This is a genomic window from uncultured Marinobacter sp. (assembly GCF_947259545.1).
Classification (GTDB): domain Bacteria; phylum Pseudomonadota; class Gammaproteobacteria; order Pseudomonadales; family Oleiphilaceae; genus Marinobacter.
The window spans coordinates 1-23170 of sequence record NZ_CAMYMK010000003.1 but is presented as its reverse complement, the minus strand read 5'-3'; the positions used below and the strand labels follow the sequence as shown (position 1 = coordinate 23170).

Below are 23170 nucleotides of genomic sequence, written 5' to 3'. Positions count from 1 at the left end.
CGCAGACCGGGTTAACTGGCCAGTTCAATCTTGCGGAAGTCGAGAATATTCTCTTTCGGTGATGCTTCAATGGCCATTACATCCGCCCGCTTCTTCGCCAGGATGAAGGCAAAGCAGGCGAAATACAGGGTAATGACCAGCGCGCCCACCCACTGAATCCTCAGGAAGTCCAGTTGGAACAGCATGGTCAGGCCCACCATCGCCAGGAAGTTGAACACCACATAGTTCGCCCTGCCGAGGCGCTGGGCGGTCATATTCAGGTTATCGGTGTAAAGCCGGATCAACGAATCCAGCGAGTTCACCACCATCAGCACACCCACGGTAATCATCGCCAGATTGGTGAAGGCCGCAATCTGCAGCCCCTCGGCATGATAATGGTAGAGCACCGAGAACCACACACCGATGGCGATGGACGGCACCACCAGCATGGCAATCAACAGCTGCCAGGTCCGGATTCCGCTGACAAAACGGGCGGTGAACTGGCCGATCATGATGCTCCAGGCGAACCACCAGAACAGGTAAAACTCGTGGTAGTCATTAATCGGCAACGCAAACTGGTGGATGTTGGTGAAGTACTCACCCAGCAGCCCGGCTGTGCCAAGGAAATCCGCCGGCGAACCTTCACCCAGCACAAACGCCCGGAACCACATACCGACGATGAGGGCGATGAACAACAGGCTGGAACCCAGGCTGAGAATTCGTACGTACTTGATCTTCGAGCTGGAATAGACCGCCAGGCCGATAGCGGCAAACACAATGAAGTAGAACGCCGGCACCACGGACTCACCGTCCCCGAGTTGGGGCAGGTACCAGGGCAGGTTCACCAGCAGCAGGTAGGCTGTGAAGGCACAGGTGCCGATGATCACCACGTTGTTGACGACCTTGACCAGCGGTATCTCGAAAAACTGCACCCGCGGTTCAATGATCGCGAAGTAGAAGCAGGTCAGGAAATAGAAGCCCCAGATCAGGAAGGCCCAGAAGCCAAATTCAATCGCCAGGGGATTGGCAAAGCCGTACTCCGGACTCGCCGAGAGATCGCCGTAACCACTGAATTCGGTCAGCGGGAACATGATCAGCCCCACGTCTAGCCCTGACGTGAACAGAATGGCGATAAAGGTGAACGTGCGAACCGGCGTGACGCCGATGCACTTGATATCCCACCACTTGTACAGAATCAGGGCAATGGCGGCGAAGGTAAAAATCAGGCCTGAGGATAACCAGAGTGTCATAGGCTCCTCCGGTTATTCATCATTATAGTGAACAGCATGGGTGTTCCTCCTCTACTTTGTAAGCGCTGCTTCTTTCGAATCGGACACAAACCCAGGACTTGCCTATCCGGCGCCCAGGAACGGCGGGATGCCGTTGCGCTGATAGGGAAATCCTGAGGGCTTGCAAATCCCCGGGCGCATTGCACGCCCGGGTGGGATGACGACGCGCTAACTTAGCGCGCGCTTTGCCTGTCCCGGTCGCTGCCGCCCCTGCCACTGGTCATCCATCACCACAGGCGCGTCAGAAGGTTGCAGGGGCTCCTTGCCCCGGATCAGATCGGCTGCCCGCTCGGCCACCATGATGGTGGGCGCGTTCAGGTTGCCGTTGGGTATGGTCGGGAAGATGGAAGAATCCACCACCCGCAGGTTGTTTATGCCGCGAACCCGGGTGTGCGGGTCCACCACTGCCAGTTCGTCGGTGCCCATCTTGCAGGAGCAGGACGGGTGATAGGCGCTTTCCACGGCCTGACGGACAAAGGCGTCGATTTCCTCGTCGCTCTGAACATCGATCCCGGGCTGGATCTCGGCGCCGCGGTATTCGTCCATCGCCGGCTGGCTGATGATTTCCCGGGTCAGGCGCACGCAGTCGCGGAAGCCTTCACGGTCGGCTTCATGCTCCAGATAATTGAAGCGAATGGTCGGTGCCTGCTTCGGGTCCGCGGACTGCACATGCACAAAACCACGGCTTTTCGGCTTGTTATGACCGATGTGAAGCTGGAAACCGTCTCCATCAAACGCTTCCTTGCCGTCGTAGCGCATGGCCGCCGGCAGGAAATGGTATTGCAGGTCCGGCCACTCAACCCCCGCCTTGGAACGGATAAAGCCGCAGGATTCAAAGTGGTTGGTGGCGCCCAGACCGTCCTTGCGCAGAATCCAGCGCACGCCGATCTTCAGCTTGTTCCACCAGTCCAGCTTGCCGTTGAGGGAGACCGGCTTTTTGCAGCGAAACTGGAAGTAGAACTCCAGGTGATCCTGCAGGTTCTCACCCACGCCCGGCAGTTCGTGTTGCACCTCAATGTCTGCGTTTTCCAGCACCTCACGCTTACCGATACCAGAGAGCTGCAGCAGATGGGGCGAGCCGATGGAGCCGGCGGACAGAATCACTTCCTCGGCGGCTTTGGCTTCATGAATCTTGCCGCCCTGCTCATAACGCACGCCGGTAGCGGTCTTGCCGTCCAGCAACACCTTGTGCACCAGCGCATGAGTCACTACCGTCAGATTCGGGCGTTCCATGGCCGGGCGCAGATACGCGTTGGCGGTGGACCAGCGGCGACCGTTCTTGACAGTCATGTGCATGGCACCGAACCCTTCCTGCTGGGCGCCGTTGTAATCCCCGGTCTCGAAATAGCCGGCATCCGAGCCTGCCTTGATGAAGGCCTCGTAGAGCGGGTTCTGCATGTTGTTGCCGTTGTTCACCCCCAGCGGGCCTTTGTCGCCCCGGTAGTCATTGCCACCGAAGGCCCAGGTTTCCGCTTTCTTGAAGTACGGCAGTACCTGGCGGTAATTCCAGCCTTCCGCGCCTTCGGATTCCCACTCGTCGAAATCCCGGGCGTGGCCACGGACATAAACCATGCCGTTGATGGAAGACGAACCGCCCAGTACCTTGCCCCGTGGGCAGTGCATGCGGCGATTATCCAGGAACGACTCCGGCTCGGATTCAAACTGCCAGGCGTACTTTTTGGTGTTCATAGGAATGGACAGGGCCGTGGGCATCTGGATAAAGATGCTCTTGTCGCTGCCGCCGGTTTCCAGCAGCAGCACCCTGTGGCGCGCGTCCTCGGTAAGACGGTTGGCCAGTACGCAACCGGCGGAACCGGCGCCCACAATGATGTAGTCGTATCGGTTTTCTGTCATATGCGTTCTCCTCTGTGGCCTGCGGGCTTAAAACGGCGCGTCGATGTCTTCCATCCCCACGTACACCGACTTGATCTGGGTGTAGTGAGAAATGGTCTCGCGCCCGTTTTCGCGGCCGATGCCGGAGAGTTTGTAGCCACCGACCGGCATTTCCGCCGGGGAGGCACCGTAGCTGTTGATCCAGCAGATGCCGGCCTGGATCTGGTGAATCACCCGGTGGGCACGGCGGATGTCGCTGGTGAACACACCGGCGGCCAGACCGGTATCGGTATTGTTGGCCCGGGCAATTACCTCGTCTTCCCCGGAGAACGTGAGTACTGACATCACCGGCCCGAAGATCTCTTCCTTCACGATGGTCATGTCATCGGTGCATTCGGTGAAGATGGTCGGCTCCACGAAGTAGCCGCCTGTGGAGTCCTCCGGATCAAACGCCCGGCCGCCGTGACTCAGGGTGGCGCCTTCGGCCAGCCCGGTGGCGATGTAACCCAGCACCAGATCCCGGTGTTTGGCGGAAATCAGGGCGCCGAAGTTGGTGTCCGGATTCATCGGGTCACCGGGCTTGATGTTCTTGCGGGTGCGTTCCAGCAGGCGGTCCATAAAGCGCGGGTAGATGTCTTCATGGACAAACACCCGGGTACCGTTGGTGCAGATCTCGCCCTGGGTGTAAAAGTTGCCCACCATCGCGGCGGAGACGGCGTTCTCAAGGTCTGCGTCGTCAAAAATGATCAACGGGGACTTGCCGCCCAGCTCCATGGTCACGTCCTTGAGGGACGATGCCGCAGCCGCCATCACCTTCTTGCCGGTCGCCACTTCGCCGGTGAAGGACACCTTGGCGATCTCGGGATGATGGGTCAGCCACTGGCCGACGTCCGCCGCACCCTGTACGACGTTGAACACGCCCGCGGGCACGCCCGCTTCGATAAGGATTTCCGCCAGTTTCACAGCCCCCATCGGGGTTTCTTCCGACGGCTTGAAGATCATTGCGTTACCGCAGGCCAACGCCGGTGCGGACTTCCAGCAGGCGATCTGGATCGGGTAGTTCCAGGCGCCAATGCCGGCGCAGATACCCAACGGCTCGCGGCGGGTGTAATAGAAATCACCGCCCAGATCCTGCTGGTTGCCTTCGATGGAGGGCGCCAGCCCAGCGAAGAACTCGATGGCGTCGGCACCGGTAACCACATCCACGGCTTCCGCTTCCTGCCAGGGCTTGCCGGTGTCCTTCACTTCCACCGCCGCCAGCTCGTCGTTGCGCGCACGGAGCAGGGCCACGGCTCTGAGCAGAATCCGGCTACGCTCAATGGCGGTCATGGTCGACCATTGCGAAAAACCGGCGCGGGCACTTTCAATGGCAGCCTGCTGAACCGACTCATCGGCCACTTCCACCTCGTAAATCACCTGCCCGGTAGCCGGGTTCACGACCGGAAAGGTTTCACCGGTGCTGTTGGCCAGAAAACGCCCATGCACGAAATTTTGAACAACGGGAAGAGATGCGGATGCAGACATAGTCAGTGGGTAACCTCGGTTCAGTGTCTTCAGGCCTTGTGGGCCGTTTGAATAAAGTGACGCTCAGGCCTTTGCCTGGGCCAGTGTCTCGTGGACGAATTTCTTACAGAGCCGCTCACCGGCCTCAAAGCTCTCGACCGGCTCCAGGCTCAGGGCGCTGCGCAGCCAGAAGCCGTCGATCAGCGCTGCGGTTTGCCGCGCGGCTTCTGTCGCTGCTTCGGGCGCGAGCACTTGCGCAAAGGAATAACGCAGGTTGCTGTACAGCCGCGCGTTATTGATCTGCTGCAGGCGTTGCAGGCCGGGCTCATGCATCGAGCGCGCCCAGAAGCTGAGCCAGGTTTTGGCCGCCAGCGCCGAGCGCTGGAACTCGGAAAAGTTCGATTCGACGATGCAATTCAGCCGCTGCTCGGGGGAGCCATCGGTCTTTGCCATGCGCTCCCGCAATTCCTTACCCAGCTGATCCAGCAGATATCGCAGGGCGGCTTCGATCAAACCCTGTTTGCCACCGAAATAATGACTGATGATGCCCGAGGACATCCCCGCCCGTTTGCTGATGCTCACAATGGTGGTGTTCTGCATTCCCAGCTCGGCGATGGACTCCATGGTGGCGTCGATCAACTGCTGCTTTCGTGTGTCTTTAACTCCAACAATCGGCATGGCGACTTCGCTGTTTCCGGGCCCAAATTTAATTAATTGAACGTTCAATTAAAATAAAGGCTACAGAAAAGGTGATGGGGTTTCAACTTTTGGCGGTTAAAAAGTAAACAGGGGTAGTCGGATTAGATGTGTCACTTCTTCAGCCGGTAATTCGGATCGGTCCAGCATTTCGGCAAGGCTTCGCCGGAGGGAAAACCCAGCTCCGACTTTTCATAGAACTCCGGGTCCTGGGCTTCCTCGCCATATTGCATACTGCCCTTGATGCGGGTTCTGTGGGGGTCGAACAGGGCCTGGGTATCCAGCACTTCGATTAAATGGCCGGTGTACTTTTCTGCCACAAACATAGCGCCCTCCTGTCTCTAACAAAAGCCTAAGCAGACCTAACCCGTATCTTCGTCGTTAAAGGCCCCACGATGAAACTCTGCGGCCCGGTCTACCTCCTCCATGCCACAAACCTTCGGATCCGGCACCGAGCCGCCTGCCAGTACCTTCAGCACTGCATGGACTCCGTGGGACAGGGATTCCGTGTTGTATCCCCCTTCCAGAACGCACACCAGCCGACCATCACAATGCCGCTTGGCCAGGGACTGCACTACACTGGCCATGGCGGCAAAGCCTTCGTAGCTGACGTTCATCGCCAGATCGAACCAGTGGGCATCAAAGCCCGCCGACACCAGAATCAGATCCGGTTTGAAGTACTCCGTAGCCGGCACAACGATTTCCTGCATGGCGTGGAAATAGGCCATATCGCCTGCCCCACCGGGCAAAGGCACATTCACAGTGGTACCTTCCCCACGACCGGCACCGATGTCATCCAAGGCGCCCGTGCCCGGGTAAAATGGTGCCGCCCGGTGCAGATCAATGAACATCACGTCGGGATCGGCCCAGAAAATGTCCTGGGTGCCGTTGCCATGATGAACATCCCAGTCCAGGATCAAAACCCGCTTGCAGCCCAGCACGGCCTTGGCATGGGCCGCCGCCACCGCAACGTTGTTGAACAGGCAGAACCCCCTCGCCCGGGCCGGTTCGGCATGATGTCCCGGCGGACGAACCACAGCGAATGCACTTTCTGTCTTACCCGCCATCACCGCTTCCACCGCTGCGATAGCCGTGCCCGCAGCGACTTCTGCCGCTTCAACACTGCCGGGCGACACTGCGGTGGTGTCAACATCCAGCCAGGCACTGTCATCTCTGAGGGAAAAAATATCGTCCAGGAAAGACATGGTGTGAACCCGGGCCAGTTCCTCGCGAGTTGCGGCCTGCCCAGGCGCAAAAGCCACATCCGGAATGGGCTCCCGATTGAGGAGTTCCATGACGGCTTGCAGGCGCCCGGGATGTTCCGGGTACTTCCATTGCACGGCGAGGCCGGACAGGATGGTACGAATGCGCTTGTCCAGTCGCCCTGGCAGAAAAGCGGTATTCACATCGGGGAAGTGCTTGAGAACCCGCTCATCATAAAACACGGTGACCACATTCCGATCCGTCACAAGGCCCTCCGTATTTCCGGTTCATGGAGCGGCCCCGCATCCAAAGCAGGGCCCTGAGGAAAGCATAGTCGCTAATCCCGAAAACACACCTCTCACGCAATGAACTTTCCAGCAATTCACCGGGAAGCAACAAAACCCGAACAAGCATTCGTATTTTTGCCCCTGCAGACCCATCGAAGGGGAAAGCCTGCCGCTATCAAAGCCCCTTGCGCCCTAACGGGTTCCGAATTGAACCCGAACAATTAGTCGCTTTAATCTCATACCATGACAAATGCTTTAGCCACGCGGCTCACAACAGTGACCACGGCACCCAAGGAAACCATCATGACCACAGCAACCGCCGAAAAACTCGACTCCGTGACGACATCACCGGAGACGTCAAAGGCCGATGTACCCATCCGGCACATGAAGTTCGACTTCAATGCCAGGGATGCCGACCCCAACTTTTACATGAACACGGAACTGGCGTCCGCCTACTTCGAGGCCTTGTCGATCTTTCTGACCTATGGCGAGGACCTGGTGATCGAGACCGCCCGCCACCACCGCGAATTCCTCAAGGATCCGGTGTTGAAACAACGGGTAACCTCGCTGATCGGCCAGGAGGCGCTGCATTCCAAGGTGCACGAGGAGTGGAACGAAGTACTGAAGGAACACCGGTTTCCGGTGACTTTCTACCGTTTTCTCGCCGAGAACGTCTTCAATTATGGCTTCCGACGGTTTCCACAACCGCTACAGCTGTCGCTGATGGCCGGCATCGAGCATTTCACCGCCGTCCTGGCGGAATTCATGATGAAGCACGAAGACAACTTCTTTCACAGTGAGGACGAGAAGCAGCGTGGCCTGTGGATGTGGCACATGGTGGAGGAGTCCGAGCACAAGGACATCGCCTACGATGTCTTCCAGGAGCTGTCAGGCAACTATGCGTTGCGCGTCAGCGGGTTTGCGCTGGCCCTGATTACCATCTGGTTCCTGGTCCCGCTGGGCGGCGTGCTGATTCCGTTCATCCGACGGCCGCGCAACCTGATCAGCCTCCGTTTCTGGAAGGACGCCAAGCGCAGCCTTGATCTGCTGATCGGTCGCGGGGACGGTGTCTATGGCAGCACTCTTGGCCATGTGTTCGATTACCTGCGCCCGGGTTTTCACCCCAACGACCACGATACCTCCGAGTATCTCGCCTACTACAAAGAGCGCCTGCTCAACCCGGAGACCGGTCTGCTGGCACCCTACCTGCTCAAGGAAATAGTCCCGCCGGTGCGGGCGTAAATCCTGACGGACAGCAGCTTCAAACAACGGAATTCAACGACGGTTACAACACATGGCACATGCAAGCACCAACTCCTCCGCCGCAGACAATGTCTACGATACCTTTATTGTCGGCGCGGGTATTTCCGGGCTGGCCACGGCGATCAAGCTGAAGAAAACCGGCTACCACAACTTCAAGATCATTGAGAAAGCCAGCCGGGTCGGTGGCACCTGGCGGGAAAACACCTACCCGGGCTGTGGCTGTGATGTGCCGTCATCGCTCTATTCCTATTCCTTTGCCCCGAGCAGCAAGTGGAGCAACCTGTTTGCCAAGCAGCCGGAAATTCTGGATTACCTCGAGAACGTCAGCGACGACTTCGGCATCACCCCGCTGATCGAGTTCAACAACGAACTGAACCGCGCCGCCTGGGATGACGAACTCCACCTCTGGCGACTGGACACCAGCAACGGCCAGTACCTCTCGAAAACCGTTGTCTTTGCCACCGGCCCGATCACCGAATCAAAGATCCCACCGATTCCGGGTCTGGATTCCTTCAAGGGCGAGATGTTCCACTCCGCCCGCTGGAATCACGATTACGACCTGACCGGCAAGCGTATCGCCGTCATCGGCACCGGCGCGTCCGCCATCCAGTTTGTGCCCCGTATCCAGCCGCAAGCGGCGGAACTCCATGTCTTCCAGCGCACGGCGCCCTGGGTGCTGCCCAAGCCCGACATGCAGCTGGGCGACACCGGCAAACAGGTAATCGACCGGTTCCCGGTGATCCAGAGCACCTGGCGCAAGGCTGTTGCCGGCTCGCTGAATGTGATCAATTTCGGCCTGCGCAACCCGACCTTCCTGAAGCCGGTCAATGTCGCCGCCAGGCAACTGCTGAAGCTGCAGATTCAGGACCCGGAACTACGTAAGGCAGTCACCCCGAACTTCGACATTGGCTGCAAGCGCATCCTGTTTGCCAACGACTACTACGCCGCCCTGCAGGCGGACAACACTTCGCTGATCCCCAGTGGGCTGGTGAAAGTGGAAGGCAATACGGTCATCGCCGCCAACGGCGAACGCCGTGAAGTGGACGTGATTATCTGGGGTACCGGGTTCGACGTCTCCCACCCACCCATCGGCAACAAGGTGTTCAACGCCAACGGACAGCGCTGGGCGGATCTGTGGAAGAACAGTTCACCGGAGGCGTACCTGGGCACCACCCTGGAAAATTCCCCGAACGCGTTCCTGATCCTCGGGCCCAACGTACTGGTGTATGACTCGTTTATCCGGCTGGCAGAGGCACAGCTCGACTACATCATTGACGGTCTGTGGAAGATCAAGGAGAAGCGCATCAGCAAACTGAGCATCAAACGCTCGGTGCTGAAGCAGCACAACCAACGGGTCCAGAAGAACCTGCAAACCACCGTCTTCAACGCCGGCGGCTGCAGCAGCTATTACCTGGACCAGAACGGCCGCAACTTCGCCGCCTGGCCCTGGTCACTGAGCGCGCTGAAGCGCCGGCTGAACGTGTTCAAGCTGAAAGATTACGACGTTGAATTCGCCGGCAAGGCCAAAGTCCACGCCCTATCTGACCAGCCGGTGACACAGGCAGCCGCTCAGGAAGAAGCCTCCAGCTTGTCCTGAGTGCGGAGCTCGAAATCGCTGGCGTCGTGCCGCTCATGGAGCTGGCTCGACGGTTCGCCCCAGGCCCGGTTGACCTTGCGGCCACGCTGCACAGCCGGGCGTTTGGCGATCTCATCCGTCCAGCGGATCACGTTGGTGTAAGTGTGGGCTTCGAGGAATTCCGCCGCCTCGTAGACCTTATTCTTGACCAGTGCCCCGTACCAGGGCCAGATCGCCATATCGGCGATGGTGTATTCATCACCGGCGATGTAGGGGCGATCCGCCAGCTGGCGATCCAACACATCCAGTTGCCGCTTCACCTCCATGGTGTAGCGGTTGATCGGGTATTCGTACTTCTCGGGTGCGTAGGCATAGAAGTGACCAAAACCGCCACCCAGCATCGGCGCACTGCCCATTTGCCAGAACAGCCAATTCATACACTCGGCGCGACCGGCAACGTCTTCGGGCACGAAGACACCAAACTTCTCGGCGAGATACAACAGAATCGACCCTGATTCGAACAACCGCACCGGCGGATTGGTGCTGTAATCCATCATCGCCGGAATCTTGGAGTTTGGATTCACCCCGACAAACCCGCTGCCGAATTGCTCCCCCTCGGTAATGCGGATCAGGTAGGCGTCGTACTCCGCCCCTTCAAAGCCCAGGGCCAGTAGCTCTTCCAGCATCACCGTCACTTTCACGCCGTTGGGCGTCGCCAGGGAATACAGCTGCAACGGATGCTTGCCCACCGGCAGCTCTTTCTCATGGGTCGGGCCGGCAATGGGGCGATTGATGTTGGCAAACGCGCCGCCGCTGGCGGAGTCCCACTTCCAGACTTTCGGTGGGGTGTACGTGTTATCAGTCATACAACGGGCCTCGTCGCAGGGTATGGATGAGTAGTGATCACTGTACCGAAAACACTGGAGTATTACCCAACCCAGCCTTAAGACTCAACCGGTCAGACGCCTTGCAGTTTTGTAAGTGACCCAAGACGCGAGGCGATAAAAACTGGATAATGGCACCCGGCTTCCCATAGCCCGCTCAATTCTGCAAACGCGGTACCCTGTTCATGGAAATCAAAGTTAACTTTCTGGAAAATCTTCGACTTGAAGCCAAGTTTGATGATTTCACCGTCACTACCGACCAGCCCATTCGCTACAAGGGCGATGGCTCGGCGCCCAGCCCGTTCGACTATTTCCTGGCGTCATCGGCACTCTGTGCGGCTTACTTTGTGCGGGTTTACTGCAAGGCACGGGATATCCCGACGGAAAACATCCGCCTGTCGCAAAACAACATTGTCGACCCGGAAAACCGCTACAACCAGATATTCAGAATTGAGGTGGAGCTACCGGAAGACATTTCCGAAAAGGACCGTCAGGGCATTCTGCGCTCGATCGATCGCTGCACCGTAAAAAAAGTGGTGCAGACCGGGCCCGAATTCCAGATTGAAGTCGTCGAGAATCTCGACGAGGACGCCCAGGCCCTGCTGATGGCGCCGCCGGAAGGTGAAGCGAGTACTTACATTGTCGGTAAGGATCTGCCGCTGGAGCAGACCATCGCCAACATGACCGGCATCCTTGAAGACCTGGGCATGAAAATCGAAATCGCCTCCTGGCGCAATATCGTGCCCCATGTGTGGTCGCTGCACATCCGCGATGCCGCCTCGCCCATGTGCTTTACCAACGGCAAAGGCGCCACCAAGGAAAGCGCACTGTGTTCGGCACTGGGCGAATTCATTGAGCGCCTGAACTGCAACTTCTTCTACAACGACCAGTTCTTCGGCGAAGAGATCGCCAACAGCGAGTTTGTGCATTATCCCAACGAGCAATGGTTCAAGCCCGGGCCGGACGACGAGCTGCCCGAAGGCATTCTGGATGACCACTGCCTCGCGATCTACAACCCCGAGGAGGAGCTGTGTGGCTCCAACCTGATCGACACCAACTCCGGCCGGAGTGACCGTGGTATCTGCTCCCTGCCCTTCGTGCGCCAGTCCGACGGCGAGGTGGTCTACTTCCCCTCCAACCTGATCGAGAACCTGTATCTCAGCAACGGCATGAGCGCCGGCAACACGTTGCACGAAGCGCAGGTACAGTGCCTGTCGGAAATCTTCGAGCGGGCAGTGAAGAAGCAGATCATCGAAGAAGAAGTGGCGCTACCGGATGTGCCCCGGGAAGTACTGGAGAAGTATCCGGACATTCTCGAGGGTATCGAAGCCCTGGAAGCCCAGGGCTTTCCGACCCTGGTGAAAGACGCCTCCCTGGGCGGTCAGTTCCCGGTGATGTGCGTGACGCTGATGAACCCGAGAACCGGCGGCGTGTTTGCCTCCTTTGGCGCCCACCCGAGCTTTGAAGTGGCGCTGGAACGCAGCCTGACGGAATTGCTCCAGGGCCGCAGCTTCGAGGGCCTGAACGACGTGCCAGCCCCCACCTTCAACAGCCTGGCGGTCACCGAGCCCAACAACTTCGTCGAGCACTTTATCGATTCCACCGGCGTGGTGTCCTGGCGCTTCTTCAGCGCCCGATCCAACTACGATTTCTGCGAGTGGGATTTCTCCGGCACCAACGCGGAAGAGGCCGACGGCCTGTTCAGCATCCTCGCGGACCTGGGCAAGGAAGTCTATGTGGCTGTTTATGAGGAGTTGGGCGCGCCGGTCTGCCGCATACTGGTGCCGGGTTATTCCGAGGTGTATCCGGTCGAGGATCTGATCATGGATAACACCAACATGGCGCTGGACTACCGGGAAGATATCCTCAACCTGCACCGCCTGAGTGACGAGCAGTTGGCCGATCTGGTGGAGCGCCTGGAAGCCAGCCAGCTCGACAACTACATGACGATCATCACCCTGATCGGCGTGGAGTTTGACGAGAACACCGTGTGGGGTCAGCTCACCATCCTCGAGCTGAAAATCCTGATCTGCCTGGCCCTGCAGTGGCACGAGGAAGCACTCGAGTTTGTCGACATGTTCCTGCAATTCAACGACAACACCGTCGAACGCGGGCTGTTTTACCAAGCGGTACAGGCAGTGCTGGAAGTCACCCTTGATGACGAGATGACGCTGGACGACTACCTGACCAACTTCCGGCGCATGTTCGGGGATGAGACCATGAACGCCGTGGTGGGCTCAGTCAGCGGTGAGGTTCGATTCCACGGCCTGACCCCGACCAACATGCAACTGGAAGGCCTGGACAAACACCTGCGGCTGATCGACAGCTACAAGAAGCTGCACGCGGCCCGGGCAGCCAAAGCGGGTATCACCTCACAATGAAAAACCGATTATTAACCGGCCTGGTCCTGGCTACCCTCCTGGCCTCTCCGATGGCCGTCATGCCTGCCCTCGCGGCGCCGGCATGCTCCGAGTCGGAAAACAGTTGGGTACCAACCCGCTATTATGCCCGTGGCGCAGTCACATTCTATCGCGGCGACTGGTACCGCTCTCAGGAACGTCATGAAGGCCGCGAACCGGGACAGGGAGCGTTCGCCTGGCAACGCCTTGAAGAGCCTCCCGCGTGTGCCGCAGGCCCGGACCAGTCAGAACGACGCCCGGAAGCCACCACCCCACCGGACCGGCGGCCCCAGGAAACAACCCGGGCCGAAGACAAACAACCGCAAACGTCGGACACTGCCGAGGCCAGTTGCCCGGAACTCCCGGCGTGGTCCTTTGCCGGAAGCTACAGTGTCGGTGATCAGGTCCTTCACGAGGGGCAAGTCTACCGTGCTATCCGCCAGAGCAATGGCACCCTGCCAGGGTCCGGACACCCACCGCGTTGGCAGCCGATGTCGAAGCCCTGCCGCAACATGCCGTGACCGCGTTGACTGTTTGTTATCTCAATGAAGCACGCCAGTTACCATCCTTGAACGTCTCAAGTAACTTTTTAGCTCTGCCCGGATCCAGCTCCGTGAAACACTTCCCGGCATAGAAGAAGTCATTCAGCCCCTCTATTTCCTTTAAGTCCTGCCGGGTGACACCTGCGTACCCCATCGTCCACTCGGAGAAGTTTCTGGCCTCAATGGGCTCCCTGATAATCTTAGTGATCCGGCGATGCCTCTTATCCCTGAAGATCTTTTCGTACAGCGCATCAACGCTCTCAGCCGGGCCTTCCAACACCTGAAAGAACGATCCTGCCTCGTATAAAAGCATTCCGGTAACGCCCAACGCAGCATTCGCTTCCCTGGCTTTTTCGAGGAGGGACACCATATCCGTATCACTGAACCTAACGGTGCCGGCACTGCAGTAAATGCAATGTATCAAATCGTTTTCCACTACTTCGTCACTCATGCCCAGAAGCACTCCTTGAGATAATCGGCCCGGCCTGACCCTGCCCGACTAACACCAGCCGCGCATGTGCATCGCTTCTTCAATCCGTTTTAGTGCATTAATCCATGCCCCCAGACGGATTGATTTTAATTGGTATTCAGCTGCCGTATTCACCGCTTCCCGGTAGCTTCTGGTCAACCGATCCTGTCGCATGCTGTTGACCGTATCAATATCCCAGTAATAGTCGGAGAGCCCCTGGCTACGTTCCATTTGGCATAAATGCACGCTGCCGGCGTTGGCCAGGACATCCGGTACGACGGTCACCCCTTTTTCCAGCAATATATCATCGGCGGCGACCGTGATCGGGGCATTGGCTGCCTCCACCACCATCCGAGCCTTGATCCTGTCTGCATTGTCCGCAGTAATGACGCCCTGAACTGACGCAGGCACCAGTACATCGCAGTCACATTCCAGCATCTCTGAACTGGTTAAGGGCTGGCTGCCGGCAAAGTCTGCGACTTTCCCCTTGGTCTGCTTATGCGCCAACAGACCGGGAATATCGAGCCCGTTGTTTGCATAAATGCCGCCACGGCTATCACTCACCGCCACCACATCACAACCGGCTTCGTAGAACAGACTTGCCGCTACCGATCCGACCTGGCCAAACCCCTGGATAGCGACACGGGCATCTTCAACATCAAAGCCATCCTGCTCCGCAGCCTCCCGAAATACGTCAAAAACACCACTGCCGGTCGCTTCATACCCCCCCAGCGATCCGCCAAGGATAGGTGGTTTGTCATTGACCGCTGTCGGCTCATGGTATCCGGTGACTGATTCATATTCGTCCAGCATCCAGCTCATGGATTGCAGCCCCGTGCCGATATCCGCACCAGGCACATCGTAAGCCGGACCACGGGGGCGCAGATTGCGAATGTAGGCCCGGCAAAGCGACTGCAATTCCCGATCGCTCAGTTCATGCGGGTCGGCCACGATGCCACCCTTGCCCCCACCGGCGGGAATCCGGCCAGCCGCATGTTTGATCGCCATAATCAGTGCCAGCGATTTCACCTCATCAAGGTCGAGATGAGGTGAAATACGTGTCCCATCACGACTCGGACCTAGAGCATCGTTATAACGGACACGATGGGCGTCGAAGACGCGAAAGCTGCCGTCGTCCATCTTCAGTGGGATGCGAAACGACACCAGGCGTCCGGGTGCGGCAAGATATTCCATCACATTGGGGTCAATCTGACCGAGACGTCCGGCCTCACGAAGAATCTGCCCGCTTTCATCCAGAAGATCGTATGTCATGGCATGCCCCTCTTACAGGTTATGGGCGGCCCCGGATCAGGAACCACGCCCTGACCCTAAACATAGCAGCCAGAGTCACCGTGGTGGCGAGCTCGCTTATCTTCCGGGATGTCAGGCGACACCGCTTACACTCCACCAGGGCCACTTTTCATCTTCAGCACGTCCTCCATACGCTCCAGGTATGCGAGAATCGACTCACGCTCCGAAGCAGCATGCTTGAGCGGTGTCTCCAGTGGTGCCCGAACGATGTTGAAAAGGAATGCGTAGACAGTCGCATCCAATGAGGTCACCTCGTTCCCTGCCGCGTACTTATGCTGGCCCAGCTGCCAAGCAATCGCGGAAAGATCCGCAGTGCCGGCGGCATACACCTCAGCCAGGGGATAGCGACCATAACCCTGCCCGACAAGGCTTTTCCTGATGCCTTTTCGCGCTGCACCCGCCACCAGGTGGCGGGCTACGGGGGGCACCATGCCAAAAAACGCTTCCCTGGTCTTCGGCCAGTATCTGTCGTCCACCCAACGTGAAAAGACGATAGCGAAGTAAAGGCTCTCCTCACAGGTACGGCGCAACATATGACCGGTGGCTAACTGAGCTTCGGAGAGCTGTCCGTCTAGCGGGTCACCGTATGTCTTCTTCAGGTAGGTGAGGATATTGCCACTGTCGGGAACACGGTGCGACTGATCAACAATGAACGGAAGCTTGCCCCTCGGGCCCTTGAAAGGAAGGGTGCTCCTGGTCTGGTAGGGCAGTTCTGCCAGACGACAGTAAACCTCCACCTTGAGGCAGAACGGGCTTGCATTCAAACCCCACCCCGGCGCAAATTGATGTAACTCGATCACGGCATCTCTCCGAGTCTGGGCTGCGCGAGGACAGTCCCCGGTTAAATCCTGCCCACAGCAAGCTGAACCGCCTGTTCGGCATGTATTTCCGTAGTGTCATAGAGTTGAACATCTGTATCTGAGCCCTGGATCAAAAGACCTATCTCCGTACACCCCAAAATGACACCTTGAGCACCGCGCTCAGCCAACGATGCGACTACGTCCAAATACATCTTTTTTGAATCAGACCTGACCACACCACGGCACAATTCATTGTAAATCACAGAATGAACCTGCGCTCTTTGGGACTCATCAGGCACGACGACCCGGATACCATGATCCTGGAGACGACCCAGATAAAACGTCTGCTCCATCGTAAATCTTGTCCCCAGCAACCCTACACAGGTTATTCCATCCTTTTTAAGCACGTTGGCGGTGGCGTCCGCAATGTGAAGAAGGGGAATGCTTACTGCTTGCTCAATTTGGCAGGCGACTTTATGCATTGTGTTCGTACACAGAACGAGAAAATCCGCCCCTGCCAATTCAACCGACCGGCCGACTGATCCCAGTATTTCCGCTGTTGCCTGCCAATCACCCTGGTGCTGCAACGCCTCAATCTCGGCAAAATCCACGCTATAGAGAACGAGCTTTGCCGAATGGAGCCCGCCGAGTTCGTCTCTTACTTTCTGGTTGATCAGACGGTAATAAGTCTGGGTCGACTCCCAGCTCATTCCGCCTATCAGGCCTATTGTTTTCAAGGGGAACCTCCGTGTTGTTGCTTCGGGCCCCGAAGCGTGTGTAGTGCAGGCACAGCCACAACGAAAACAGCGTCGACGTCCGTGCCTGGCTTCGTTAAGTGCTCACTTTCCCGACAGTGCCTATCGTAAATAGTTTGTCAGCTCTCGGCCGTGAATGCCTCATGGAATGTGACAGAACCAACGGGAAACGTAGAGCCGAACTTAAGCGCCTGAAAGTATTCGGGCGGCACGTCAGGAAGGGTCAGATCGGGAACGGGGTTGAACCCGAATCTTTCATAGTAGGCCGGGTCGCCAACCAGGACACACCCCTGTGCCCCTCCACTTCTTAAAGCATCAAGAGCGCTGCGTACTAGACGGTTACCAATACCTTGACGTTGGTACTCCGGCAACACCGAAACTGGACCAAACCCGAACCAACCCTTCGACCCATCAGAAATTTGGACCGGTGATACCGCGACGTGCCCAACGACCTCACCATGGCACTCCGCAACAAGTGAAATGGTCAGTACACCTGCGGCTCGAAGAGCTTCAACAATTTGTGCTTCGGTTCCCGAAGCATGTTGAGCGCTAGCGAACGCCGCCTCGGTGACACGACGAATCGAGGAAACGTCCTTTTCTTGCTCTGTCCTGATCGTAATGTTCATTCGCGAGTCACCATCTGAAGAGATAACGCCCAGCATCAGCGGCGGCGCGCAGCGCTGTCCGCTGCATGCGGTTGTTCGGTGGCCGTTGCGCTACACAACTGAATTGCCGCCTGGCAGCGCTCTTCCACCGCCCGGCGGTCCTCTTTTTCGGGCAGCTCCTCCATAGCCCCTCGGGCGATCATTTCAGCATGCCGCAGGAGAGTGGCGCGGTCCTCTGGTCGATGTGCGAATCCCGCGACCACGGCGATCGTTTCCAGCAGGCGGATAGTGACCGCAACACTGGAGCGGCTATATTGCCGGACTTGGTTAAAAGCCGCGTCCGTGATCTCAGGGAACGTATTGGCAGGCGCAATCACGCGAAGCTGATTCTGGTAATCATGGCGATAACGCGACGGCATAGCTCGTGTTGCCAAACGACACAGAACGGAGCCCAAGTGGTCTACACACGTTATCGCCGTAAACGGGTCGTTCAGAGAGGGTGAGAGGGCCCGGACCGCGATTTCTACCAGCTGGTTCATCCCGAACTCGATATCCTGGTCGGAACTCCGCTGATTGCCCAGGACGAACAGGGAACGGACCTGATCCGTAAGCCGGTCGCTCGCTCGACTCGCTGGCCAGATCAGCGCAAGAGGACAACTGGCAACGACGTAGGCTCCAGGTTTTCGCTCCAGTCGAATTACCAAGTCCTCCTCCACCGACAGCGCCAGCAAGGCCGCACCGTCGATGAACTGGAGATAGCCGTCTCCGCCCGCGCCGACTGGCCGAGCGTGCTTTTCGAACGCCTCTAAAAAGCCCTCGTCGGGTGCCTCCGTTGGGATCATTGGCGCTCCGCGTCCGAGGTGTTCCGGGAAAAGTTGGTCGATTCTCCCGAGCAATTCCTTGCTGATCCGCGCGACGGTCTCGTTGGCCTGGATGGAAACAGACACGTGATGAATGAAGTAGATCAATACTCCCACGCTCGCCACCGCGAGTAGAACGCCGAGGGTGACCGACAGGTGCGGAACGAAAGCGACCTCCTCCGCTCGGCGGATCGTGCGGAGGACGAGCAAGCAGTACAGAAAGGTGGCGATGAACGTGCCGAGGACCACCTGTGTGGTGGAATCGCGCATGAAACTGCGCAGTAGACGAGGGCCCAGTTGAGAGGAAGCCAGCGACAGGGCGACTAACGTCATCGAGAAGACCACACCGGCGATGGTAATCATCGACCCGGCGACGATGCCCAGCACTGCGCTCGCCCCTTCCGCTCCACCGGTGAACGTCCAGCCCAGGTTGAGCGACAACCACTCCGTCAGCGGTTTGTCCACGGTGACGCTCACGAGTGCCAGCGCCACGGCTAAGCCGGCCATACCTGCCGGAATGAACCAGAAACTGGAACGAACGCGATTCCAGTACTTGAAGAATTGCCCTCTCACGACAACGGCACCTCATTCGCTTGCATGTCAGCCAAGGCCGAACGCCAGCCATAAGCGGCGTCCGCTGGAGGGTCAAAGGCCCGGAATAAGCTCAATGGCCCTGTTATGTATGAGCTTGATCATCCAAGAACTCAACCAGTTTTTGACCGGTTTCTATTACCCTCAAGTGTAGTTCGGCAATTTCGGTTTCTGAGGCGCCTGAATCTATTGCCCGTTTCAGTTCTGCACTAGCCTGATCGGCTCGATCTGCAAGCATCTTGTGCTCCTTGGCGGGGACTCCTCGGTCTGTTTCAAACTCCCAAACCTGGAAATCCGATTGACTCCTTACCCATTCGGGATAGCAGGGGGAGTCCATGTAGCTGAGCACATCGAGCGGCTAAGCTGGCGCGTGTTTTGCGGCTCTTTGCAAAACCCGCGACTGGTTATGTGTTTAGTTTGACCATTTTATTTGAAATTCGATTTCTTCCTCAGAGCCTTCTCTCTCATGCTCGATATTGTAAATAGCACGAACTGGAACACTTGGTTAGGAGCCATACCTGCCAAAGCCACTTGCCATAACAAGAAACACCACAAAGACACAGACATAGATTAGACCAGCCAGCGAAGCCCCAAAAGCAGTCTGCGCCGACTTAAGCGCGGCATCACTCCGGGCAGTTCCAGATGTTTCAAATACGGCGATGCATCGGCGGGCTGTCAATAGAGCAGGTAAACAGCACGCCGTGGCTAGAATAGCTGCCGGAATCCACCCTGCTTGGTGAGGCAGTAAGAGCAACACGACTGGGGCAAGAGGTAACAGAAGTACGAACCAGAGAAGGCTCTTAGGGCTTTCGAACTCCTCAAAAATCAACGACTCCCGACGCACTGACAATGCAACTCGAATCGCAACAACAAGAAATACTATGAAGAGGATTATGTCCAACATTCCCTTGCTCCTAACGCCTCGGCTTTGCGGCGAGCCGGAGCGACAGCGAAGGTGCGTCCGCCAACAGCCGCTGGTTATGTGTGATCTTAGCTTACTCTGGCAGGCCCTCGAACTCTGGCACGTCCCCTATCGCCCCGTCCCAAACCGCTCTGCTCGATGTGAAGATGTGAGCAGTTGGCAACAAAGAGACTTTAGTGTCCAAACACCCTGCGGGAACGACGAGCAGATTTGTAAGTTGAGTGCTTGGTAATGCTGAACCACACGACCTACAAAAGCTTTTGTTGTGGCGAGTACCTGGAAGCGTAAAGGAAGTCACAGCATCTACACCCGCCAGCCAAGTCAGTTTAGCTGACTGCGAGAACAAATTTGCCGCATGAGCAGATCCCGTATCTTTTTGACAATACTGACAATGGCACAGGTAAAAGCTGTCGAAGTCTCCATGGACCTCAAATCTCACTGTGCCACAAAGGCAAGAACCAACATGCTTAGTCATAGGATTCCCTTCTATGGCCCGCAGGTGACGCACACATAACGCCGCCAGCATGCGCGGCTTAGTAGTGGAGGCGAAGCCGTGCCTGGCCTTGTTAAGGGCTGAGCTGATAGCTCCAGTCCCGATGCTTAGCCCTGTTGGGCTTGTTGTATTCAGGGCGATACCACAGAGCAAGGGACACCAAGATAACTGAGTTAATAAATAGCTGGCGTGCATTACCGTCGAATCTGGCCCCATCCGGCGTATTCGCGCGCAAATTATTGCAGAGGTCATTTACCTTGTTGTCTGCGAATGTCAGACCGTGAACCTGATGAGAAAACTCATTCCTGACGCGCCTGATAAGCTCACATTCTTTGAACTCAAGCTCCGTGATGAGACCAAGACAATACGCCATTTTGATGCGTGCGCTGAACGAACCAATCGGCGCATTACCGCCCTTCAGCAATTCTTTAGACTCCTTGCAAGCAACAAAATGTGACTCTAAAAGTCTATGTAACCGCTCATCGATCAAAGCCGCGCCGACCAAGGCCGCGCCCCGATCGGTCTCCCCTTGAAATTCACCGAGGAACTGCGAGAAATACTCTACATCCTCATCCCGCACTCGACTCTCCTTCTGCCCTTAACGCGGAGCACAGTGGCGGCCCGTCAGGGACGTCCGGTGGACGGCCGTCAGGCCGGGAACGTACTTAAGCGATTGGTTATGCATTTTTGCCCGCAGCACGAATCTTTCGGAATATCTTGGCGATAAAGCTGTTACCGAGAATCAGACCGACAGACAAGACCAAAACCACACACCAACCATAGTTTATCGACGCCTGAGAGCCCATTTGAGTCAGCAGCACACTTACAGAGCGAACGGACCAATAAACGCCAATTAGAAACACGCCAGCAGATACGACACCGCTCTCTGGGATGACAGGCCCGCTGGCTTCTGAAGAAAGAGCAGCCTTGGAGATTTTTGGTGCTCTGAGCCACAAAACCATGCCGATAACGATTGGCACAGAGAGGCCTGCAGCAAGGAACCAAATGTGTAGCGAATGTTGGCCACTAAATGCGTCTGGAACCAGAGCAAGCGGAATATAATTCCCCAAAGTGCTAAAGACCAGGTAGGCAGCAAAAACCTTGATAACGATCTCGATGAGTTCTCTCATAACTCTCTATGCATAACGCGGAGCACAGTGGCGGCCCGTCAGGGACGTCCGGCGGCCATCGGCCGCGTACTGATGCGGTTGGTTATATTTTGCTGGTTGCGGCATCGGTTTCGCGTCCACCACGCAGCACTATATACAATAGCGGCCCTGCTGATACAAACACCGCTGTAAGAACGAAAAATGGGATGAGATAGCCCAACCCTTTGCCACGGCTTTTGGCGTCTTGGTACATCCAAACACAAGCCAACGCGGCCAGAATGTAGAGATCAATGACGACCTGAGCGGTGTCTGGGCTGGACATAAGCTGGGCACCGAAAGCCAGAAGCGACTGTTCTGCACCTGCCATAACCCAAAAGGTGAAGCCCATGAATAGGCAGAGAACGATTAGGGGTAATGTCGATATTCTCATGATCTTCCTTGATTGAGGTTTAAGAAATATAACGCCCGGCTCACACGCCGGTTTGGAGCCGCGAAGCGGCGGAGAATCGGTCGCTGTGCAGCCGATTGTTAAAGCCTGCCCAGCCAGTACTGCGGACGCCGACGGTCATGGGCAACAGCCAGCACCTGAAAGCCGTCAGGCCTTTCTCGGTAAACGATAGACAGGGGAAATCGGTGAAGGGGCGCTCTACGAATATCTGGTGGCAACTCAACTTGCCAGGCTTTTGGTGACTCGCCAACTAAATTGGCCAGGGCCTCAAATTCCTCTATGAAGGCACCACCCAATCCCGGAACTTTTGATTCGTAATAACCAACTGATTCCAGGAACTCGGCTTCCGCTGCCGGGTGAAAAGAATAGTTCATTTGATCAGTGCTCTGGCCTTCCTCATGACATCCTCACCAGACACTGCCTGAACTGTGCCATTATCGAGCTCTTCGCCCCTGCGCCTCGCCTCAAGCAACCAATCGGACCTGAGCTCTTCTTCTGACGGGGACTCCAGACTCAATACCAGTCGCTGGATCAATTGAGCCCGCTCCTCTTTAGGAAGGTGGAGCGCCTCGTCTTCAATTTTCTGGAGATTCATGGACAAAACCTCTCGTTCACGTATCGACCAATTTTGACACGAATGGATACCAGGTGCCACGACTCGGTTTTCCGCTTTAACAGCTTATTAACTGGCCGATCACCGCTAGGCGCGGGACCAGTATGGAATGTAAACCGCCGCTAAAAATAGGAAAACCCCGAAGAGCTGCACGTAGAATGGGAACTTCGCAGCACCCCAATGCAGGACGATATAAACCAGCGATAGCGGCGAAAATATAAGACAGCCCAGGCCCCATAAAATGCTGGTTCTGAACGCTGCGACCAGAAGTGCAAGTCCGCCCAGAATAAACACAGCAACACCAGTGTAGCCTATAAAATCCCACATCCTTGTTTCCTCGATTTTGAAATTCTTCCATGATTACAGACAGCTAGTTAACGCCAGCCAGCATGCGCGGCTATGGAATGGAGGCGAAGCCGCAATGTAGTAGGCGTCGCCGTGACTGGCCTGGTTATGTGTGGCCAGGTACCTCTTCTAAGTTCCGAATCAAGTCCTGCCTTACCAGCCTTGTACTGCCGTCAGATCTCTCAACACGATATGACTTCGGCGTCTCTTTGATGCATTTAACGCGGTTTTCATACTCGATCTCATAGCGACCAGTTAAAAAGACTACGTTGTAGATCTGGCCCGGATGAATGCCCAGCTCTCGGGCAACGGAAGCGGCCGTGTTACCAGGTTGATCGGATCTGCGAACGGCTTCCCGACGAAACTCCTCGGTGTAGGCCTGGGTCTTCTTGCGG

General features: G+C 56.9%; 26 protein-coding genes. 4 read left to right on the top strand and 22 right to left on the bottom strand.

Translation table 11 applies throughout. From position 1 onward, the window contains the following. Window positions 1-11: 11 nt before the first annotated feature. The 6 genes from Q0Y21_RS05920 to Q0Y21_RS05895 all read right to left on the bottom strand — a co-directional run bounded on the left by Q0Y21_RS05920 (window position 12) and on the right by Q0Y21_RS05895 (window position 6769). Window positions 12-1229, bottom strand: coding sequence for a BCCT family transporter (locus tag Q0Y21_RS05920; RefSeq protein ID WP_297792570.1), 1218 nt, complete (start codon window positions 1227-1229; stop codon window positions 12-14). Between the two features lie 207 nt (window positions 1230-1436). Beyond that, window positions 1437-3122 carry a choline dehydrogenase gene (gene betA / locus Q0Y21_RS05915; RefSeq protein ID WP_297792569.1) on the bottom strand — a complete coding sequence of 562 codons (1686 nt, stop codon included), beginning with the start codon at window positions 3120-3122 and terminating at the stop codon, window positions 1437-1439. 27 nt (window positions 3123-3149) lie between these two features. After that, window positions 3150-4625: a betaine-aldehyde dehydrogenase gene (gene betB, locus Q0Y21_RS05910; RefSeq protein WP_297792567.1), complete on the bottom strand. Its 1476-nt coding sequence runs from the start codon at window positions 4623-4625 to the stop codon at window positions 3150-3152. 63 nt (window positions 4626-4688) lie between these two features. Next, window positions 4689-5282, bottom strand: a complete 594-nt coding sequence (gene betI, locus Q0Y21_RS05905; RefSeq protein WP_297792565.1) for a transcriptional regulator BetI — start codon at window positions 5280-5282, stop codon at window positions 4689-4691. 131 nt (window positions 5283-5413) lie between these two features. Then, window positions 5414-5626: an acetyltransferase gene (locus Q0Y21_RS05900; protein WP_297792563.1), complete on the bottom strand. Its 213-nt coding sequence runs from the start codon at window positions 5624-5626 to the stop codon at window positions 5414-5416. Window positions 5627-5662: 36 nt separating this feature from the next. After that, window positions 5663-6769: a histone deacetylase gene (locus Q0Y21_RS05895; RefSeq protein WP_297792561.1), complete on the bottom strand. Its 1107-nt coding sequence runs from the start codon at window positions 6767-6769 to the stop codon at window positions 5663-5665. 324 nt (window positions 6770-7093) lie between these two features. On the opposite strand from Q0Y21_RS05895, the gene Q0Y21_RS05890 reads away from it, so the two are divergent. Together Q0Y21_RS05890 and Q0Y21_RS05885 are read left to right on the top strand one after the other, a co-directional pair. Beyond that, entirely contained in the window at window positions 7094-8032 is a 939-nt protein-coding gene (locus Q0Y21_RS05890) for a metal-dependent hydrolase (protein WP_297792560.1), read from the top strand. Between the two features lie 52 nt (window positions 8033-8084). Beyond that, entirely contained in the window at window positions 8085-9650 is a 1566-nt protein-coding gene (locus Q0Y21_RS05885; protein WP_297792558.1) for an NAD(P)/FAD-dependent oxidoreductase, read from the top strand. On the opposite strand, the gene yghU is transcribed toward Q0Y21_RS05885, so the two are convergent. Next, window positions 9623-10495, bottom strand: a complete 873-nt coding sequence (gene yghU, locus Q0Y21_RS05880) for a glutathione-dependent disulfide-bond oxidoreductase (protein ID WP_297792556.1) — start codon at window positions 10493-10495, stop codon at window positions 9623-9625. The two genes, Q0Y21_RS05885 and yghU, sit on opposite strands and share 28 nt — an antisense overlap. Before the next feature lie 203 nt (window positions 10496-10698). Here yghU and Q0Y21_RS05875 point away from each other — a divergent pair, with 203 nt between their 5' ends. Together Q0Y21_RS05875 and Q0Y21_RS05870 are read left to right on the top strand one after the other, a co-directional pair. Continuing rightward, on the top strand, window positions 10699-12894 hold the full coding sequence (locus tag Q0Y21_RS05875) for an OsmC domain/YcaO domain-containing protein (protein WP_297792554.1): 2196 nt from the start codon (window positions 10699-10701) through the stop codon (window positions 12892-12894). Continuing rightward, entirely contained in the window at window positions 12891-13433 is a 543-nt protein-coding gene (locus Q0Y21_RS05870) for a hypothetical protein (RefSeq protein WP_297792553.1), read from the top strand. The genes Q0Y21_RS05875 and Q0Y21_RS05870 overlap by 4 nt, the downstream gene beginning before the upstream one ends. Window positions 13434-13449: 16 nt before the next feature. Here Q0Y21_RS05870 and Q0Y21_RS05865 read toward each other — a convergent pair whose 3' ends face one another. The 15 genes from Q0Y21_RS05865 to Q0Y21_RS05795 all read right to left on the bottom strand — a co-directional run. Continuing rightward, entirely contained in the window at window positions 13450-13905 is a 456-nt protein-coding gene (locus Q0Y21_RS05865) for a BLUF domain-containing protein (protein ID WP_297792552.1), read from the bottom strand. A 48-nt stretch (window positions 13906-13953) separates the two neighbouring features. Further along, window positions 13954-15195 (bottom strand): Glu/Leu/Phe/Val dehydrogenase, encoded by a 1242-nt coding sequence (locus tag Q0Y21_RS05860; RefSeq protein WP_297792551.1) that lies wholly within the window; start codon window positions 15193-15195, stop codon window positions 13954-13956. Between the two features lie 125 nt (window positions 15196-15320). Continuing rightward, complete coding sequence (locus Q0Y21_RS05855) at window positions 15321-16034, bottom strand: glutathione S-transferase family protein (protein ID WP_297792549.1); 714 nt, start codon at window positions 16032-16034, stop codon at window positions 15321-15323. Between the two features lie 41 nt (window positions 16035-16075). Continuing rightward, window positions 16076-16771 (bottom strand): aspartate/glutamate racemase family protein, encoded by a 696-nt coding sequence (locus Q0Y21_RS05850; protein WP_297792547.1) that lies wholly within the window; start codon window positions 16769-16771, stop codon window positions 16076-16078. A 137-nt stretch (window positions 16772-16908) separates the two neighbouring features. Continuing rightward, window positions 16909-17415 (bottom strand): N-acetyltransferase, encoded by a 507-nt coding sequence (locus Q0Y21_RS05845; protein ID WP_297792545.1) that lies wholly within the window; start codon window positions 17413-17415, stop codon window positions 16909-16911. 35 nt (window positions 17416-17450) lie between these two features. Next, window positions 17451-18827 (bottom strand): DUF2254 domain-containing protein, encoded by a 1377-nt coding sequence (locus tag Q0Y21_RS05840; RefSeq protein ID WP_297792543.1) that lies wholly within the window; start codon window positions 18825-18827, stop codon window positions 17451-17453. Window positions 18828-18930: 103 nt separating this feature from the next. Continuing rightward, the gene (locus tag Q0Y21_RS05835) at window positions 18931-19083 is read right to left on the bottom strand and encodes a hypothetical protein (RefSeq protein WP_297792541.1); all 153 of its coding nucleotides are present in this window, start codon (window positions 19081-19083) and stop codon (window positions 18931-18933) included. A gap of 757 nt (window positions 19084-19840) precedes the next feature. Beyond that, window positions 19841-20242: a GFA family protein gene (locus tag Q0Y21_RS05830; RefSeq protein ID WP_135803335.1), complete on the bottom strand. Its 402-nt coding sequence runs from the start codon at window positions 20240-20242 to the stop codon at window positions 19841-19843. Window positions 20243-20333: 91 nt separating this feature from the next. After that, window positions 20334-20840 (bottom strand): MltR family transcriptional regulator, encoded by a 507-nt coding sequence (locus Q0Y21_RS05825; RefSeq protein ID WP_297792537.1) that lies wholly within the window; start codon window positions 20838-20840, stop codon window positions 20334-20336. 97 nt (window positions 20841-20937) lie between these two features. Beyond that, complete coding sequence (locus tag Q0Y21_RS05820) at window positions 20938-21390, bottom strand: hypothetical protein (protein ID WP_297792535.1); 453 nt, start codon at window positions 21388-21390, stop codon at window positions 20938-20940. Between the two features lie 82 nt (window positions 21391-21472). Continuing rightward, a complete protein-coding gene (locus tag Q0Y21_RS05815; RefSeq protein WP_297792533.1) occupies window positions 21473-21799 on the bottom strand; it encodes a DUF2834 domain-containing protein in 327 nt (108 codons plus the stop codon). Between the two features lie 98 nt (window positions 21800-21897). Next, window positions 21898-22191, bottom strand: a complete 294-nt coding sequence (locus Q0Y21_RS05810; protein ID WP_297792531.1) for a type II toxin-antitoxin system RelE/ParE family toxin — start codon at window positions 22189-22191, stop codon at window positions 21898-21900. Then, window positions 22188-22412, bottom strand: a complete 225-nt coding sequence (locus tag Q0Y21_RS05805; protein ID WP_091853959.1) for an addiction module protein — start codon at window positions 22410-22412, stop codon at window positions 22188-22190. Before Q0Y21_RS05805 ends, Q0Y21_RS05810 begins: the two co-directional genes overlap by 4 nt. Window positions 22413-22517: 105 nt before the next feature. After that, the gene (locus Q0Y21_RS05800; RefSeq protein WP_297792527.1) at window positions 22518-22757 is read right to left on the bottom strand and encodes a hypothetical protein; all 240 of its coding nucleotides are present in this window, start codon (window positions 22755-22757) and stop codon (window positions 22518-22520) included. A gap of 124 nt (window positions 22758-22881) precedes the next feature. Further along, on the bottom strand, window positions 22882-23170 hold a 289-nt coding region (locus Q0Y21_RS05795), incomplete at its 5' end, for a transposase (protein WP_297792525.1).

What these genes read in the sequence shown, in the direction of transcription:
- Q0Y21_RS05920 (WP_297792570.1), bottom strand. Translation starts at nt 1,229, where the DNA reads ATGACACTCTGGTTATCCTCAGGCCTGATTTTTACCTTCGCCGCCATT.
- betA (WP_297792569.1), bottom strand. Translation starts at nt 3,122, where the DNA reads ATGACAGAAAACCGATACGACTACATCATTGTGGGCGCCGGTTCCGCC.
- betB (WP_297792567.1), bottom strand. Translation starts at nt 4,625, where the DNA reads ATGTCTGCATCCGCATCTCTTCCCGTTGTTCAAAATTTCGTGCATGGG.
- betI (WP_297792565.1), bottom strand. Translation starts at nt 5,282, where the DNA reads ATGCCGATTGTTGGAGTTAAAGACACACGAAAGCAGCAGTTGATCGAC.
- Q0Y21_RS05900 (WP_297792563.1), bottom strand. Translation starts at nt 5,626, where the DNA reads ATGTTTGTGGCAGAAAAGTACACCGGCCATTTAATCGAAGTGCTGGAT.
- Q0Y21_RS05890 (WP_297792560.1), top strand. Translation starts at nt 7,094, where the DNA reads ATGACCACAGCAACCGCCGAAAAACTCGACTCCGTGACGACATCACCG.
- Q0Y21_RS05885 (WP_297792558.1), top strand. Translation starts at nt 8,085, where the DNA reads ATGGCACATGCAAGCACCAACTCCTCCGCCGCAGACAATGTCTACGAT.
- yghU (WP_297792556.1), bottom strand. Translation starts at nt 10,495, where the DNA reads ATGACTGATAACACGTACACCCCACCGAAAGTCTGGAAGTGGGACTCC.
- Q0Y21_RS05875 (WP_297792554.1), top strand. Translation starts at nt 10,699, where the DNA reads ATGGAAATCAAAGTTAACTTTCTGGAAAATCTTCGACTTGAAGCCAAG.
- Q0Y21_RS05870 (WP_297792553.1), top strand. Translation starts at nt 12,891, where the DNA reads ATGAAAAACCGATTATTAACCGGCCTGGTCCTGGCTACCCTCCTGGCC.
- Q0Y21_RS05865 (WP_297792552.1), bottom strand. Translation starts at nt 13,905, where the DNA reads ATGAGTGACGAAGTAGTGGAAAACGATTTGATACATTGCATTTACTGC.
- Q0Y21_RS05860 (WP_297792551.1), bottom strand. Translation starts at nt 15,195, where the DNA reads ATGACATACGATCTTCTGGATGAAAGCGGGCAGATTCTTCGTGAGGCC.
- Q0Y21_RS05845 (WP_297792545.1), bottom strand. Translation starts at nt 17,415, where the DNA reads ATGAACATTACGATCAGGACAGAGCAAGAAAAGGACGTTTCCTCGATT.
- Q0Y21_RS05835 (WP_297792541.1), bottom strand. Translation starts at nt 19,083, where the DNA reads ATGCTTGCAGATCGAGCCGATCAGGCTAGTGCAGAACTGAAACGGGCA.
- Q0Y21_RS05830 (WP_135803335.1), bottom strand. Translation starts at nt 20,242, where the DNA reads ATGACTAAGCATGTTGGTTCTTGCCTTTGTGGCACAGTGAGATTTGAG.
- Q0Y21_RS05820 (WP_297792535.1), bottom strand. Translation starts at nt 21,390, where the DNA reads ATGAGAGAACTCATCGAGATCGTTATCAAGGTTTTTGCTGCCTACCTG.
- Q0Y21_RS05815 (WP_297792533.1), bottom strand. Translation starts at nt 21,799, where the DNA reads ATGAGAATATCGACATTACCCCTAATCGTTCTCTGCCTATTCATGGGC.
- Q0Y21_RS05810 (WP_297792531.1), bottom strand. Translation starts at nt 22,191, where the DNA reads ATGAACTATTCTTTTCACCCGGCAGCGGAAGCCGAGTTCCTGGAATCA.
- Q0Y21_RS05805 (WP_091853959.1), bottom strand. Translation starts at nt 22,412, where the DNA reads ATGAATCTCCAGAAAATTGAAGACGAGGCGCTCCACCTTCCTAAAGAG.
- Q0Y21_RS05800 (WP_297792527.1), bottom strand. Translation starts at nt 22,757, where the DNA reads ATGTGGGATTTTATAGGCTACACTGGTGTTGCTGTGTTTATTCTGGGC.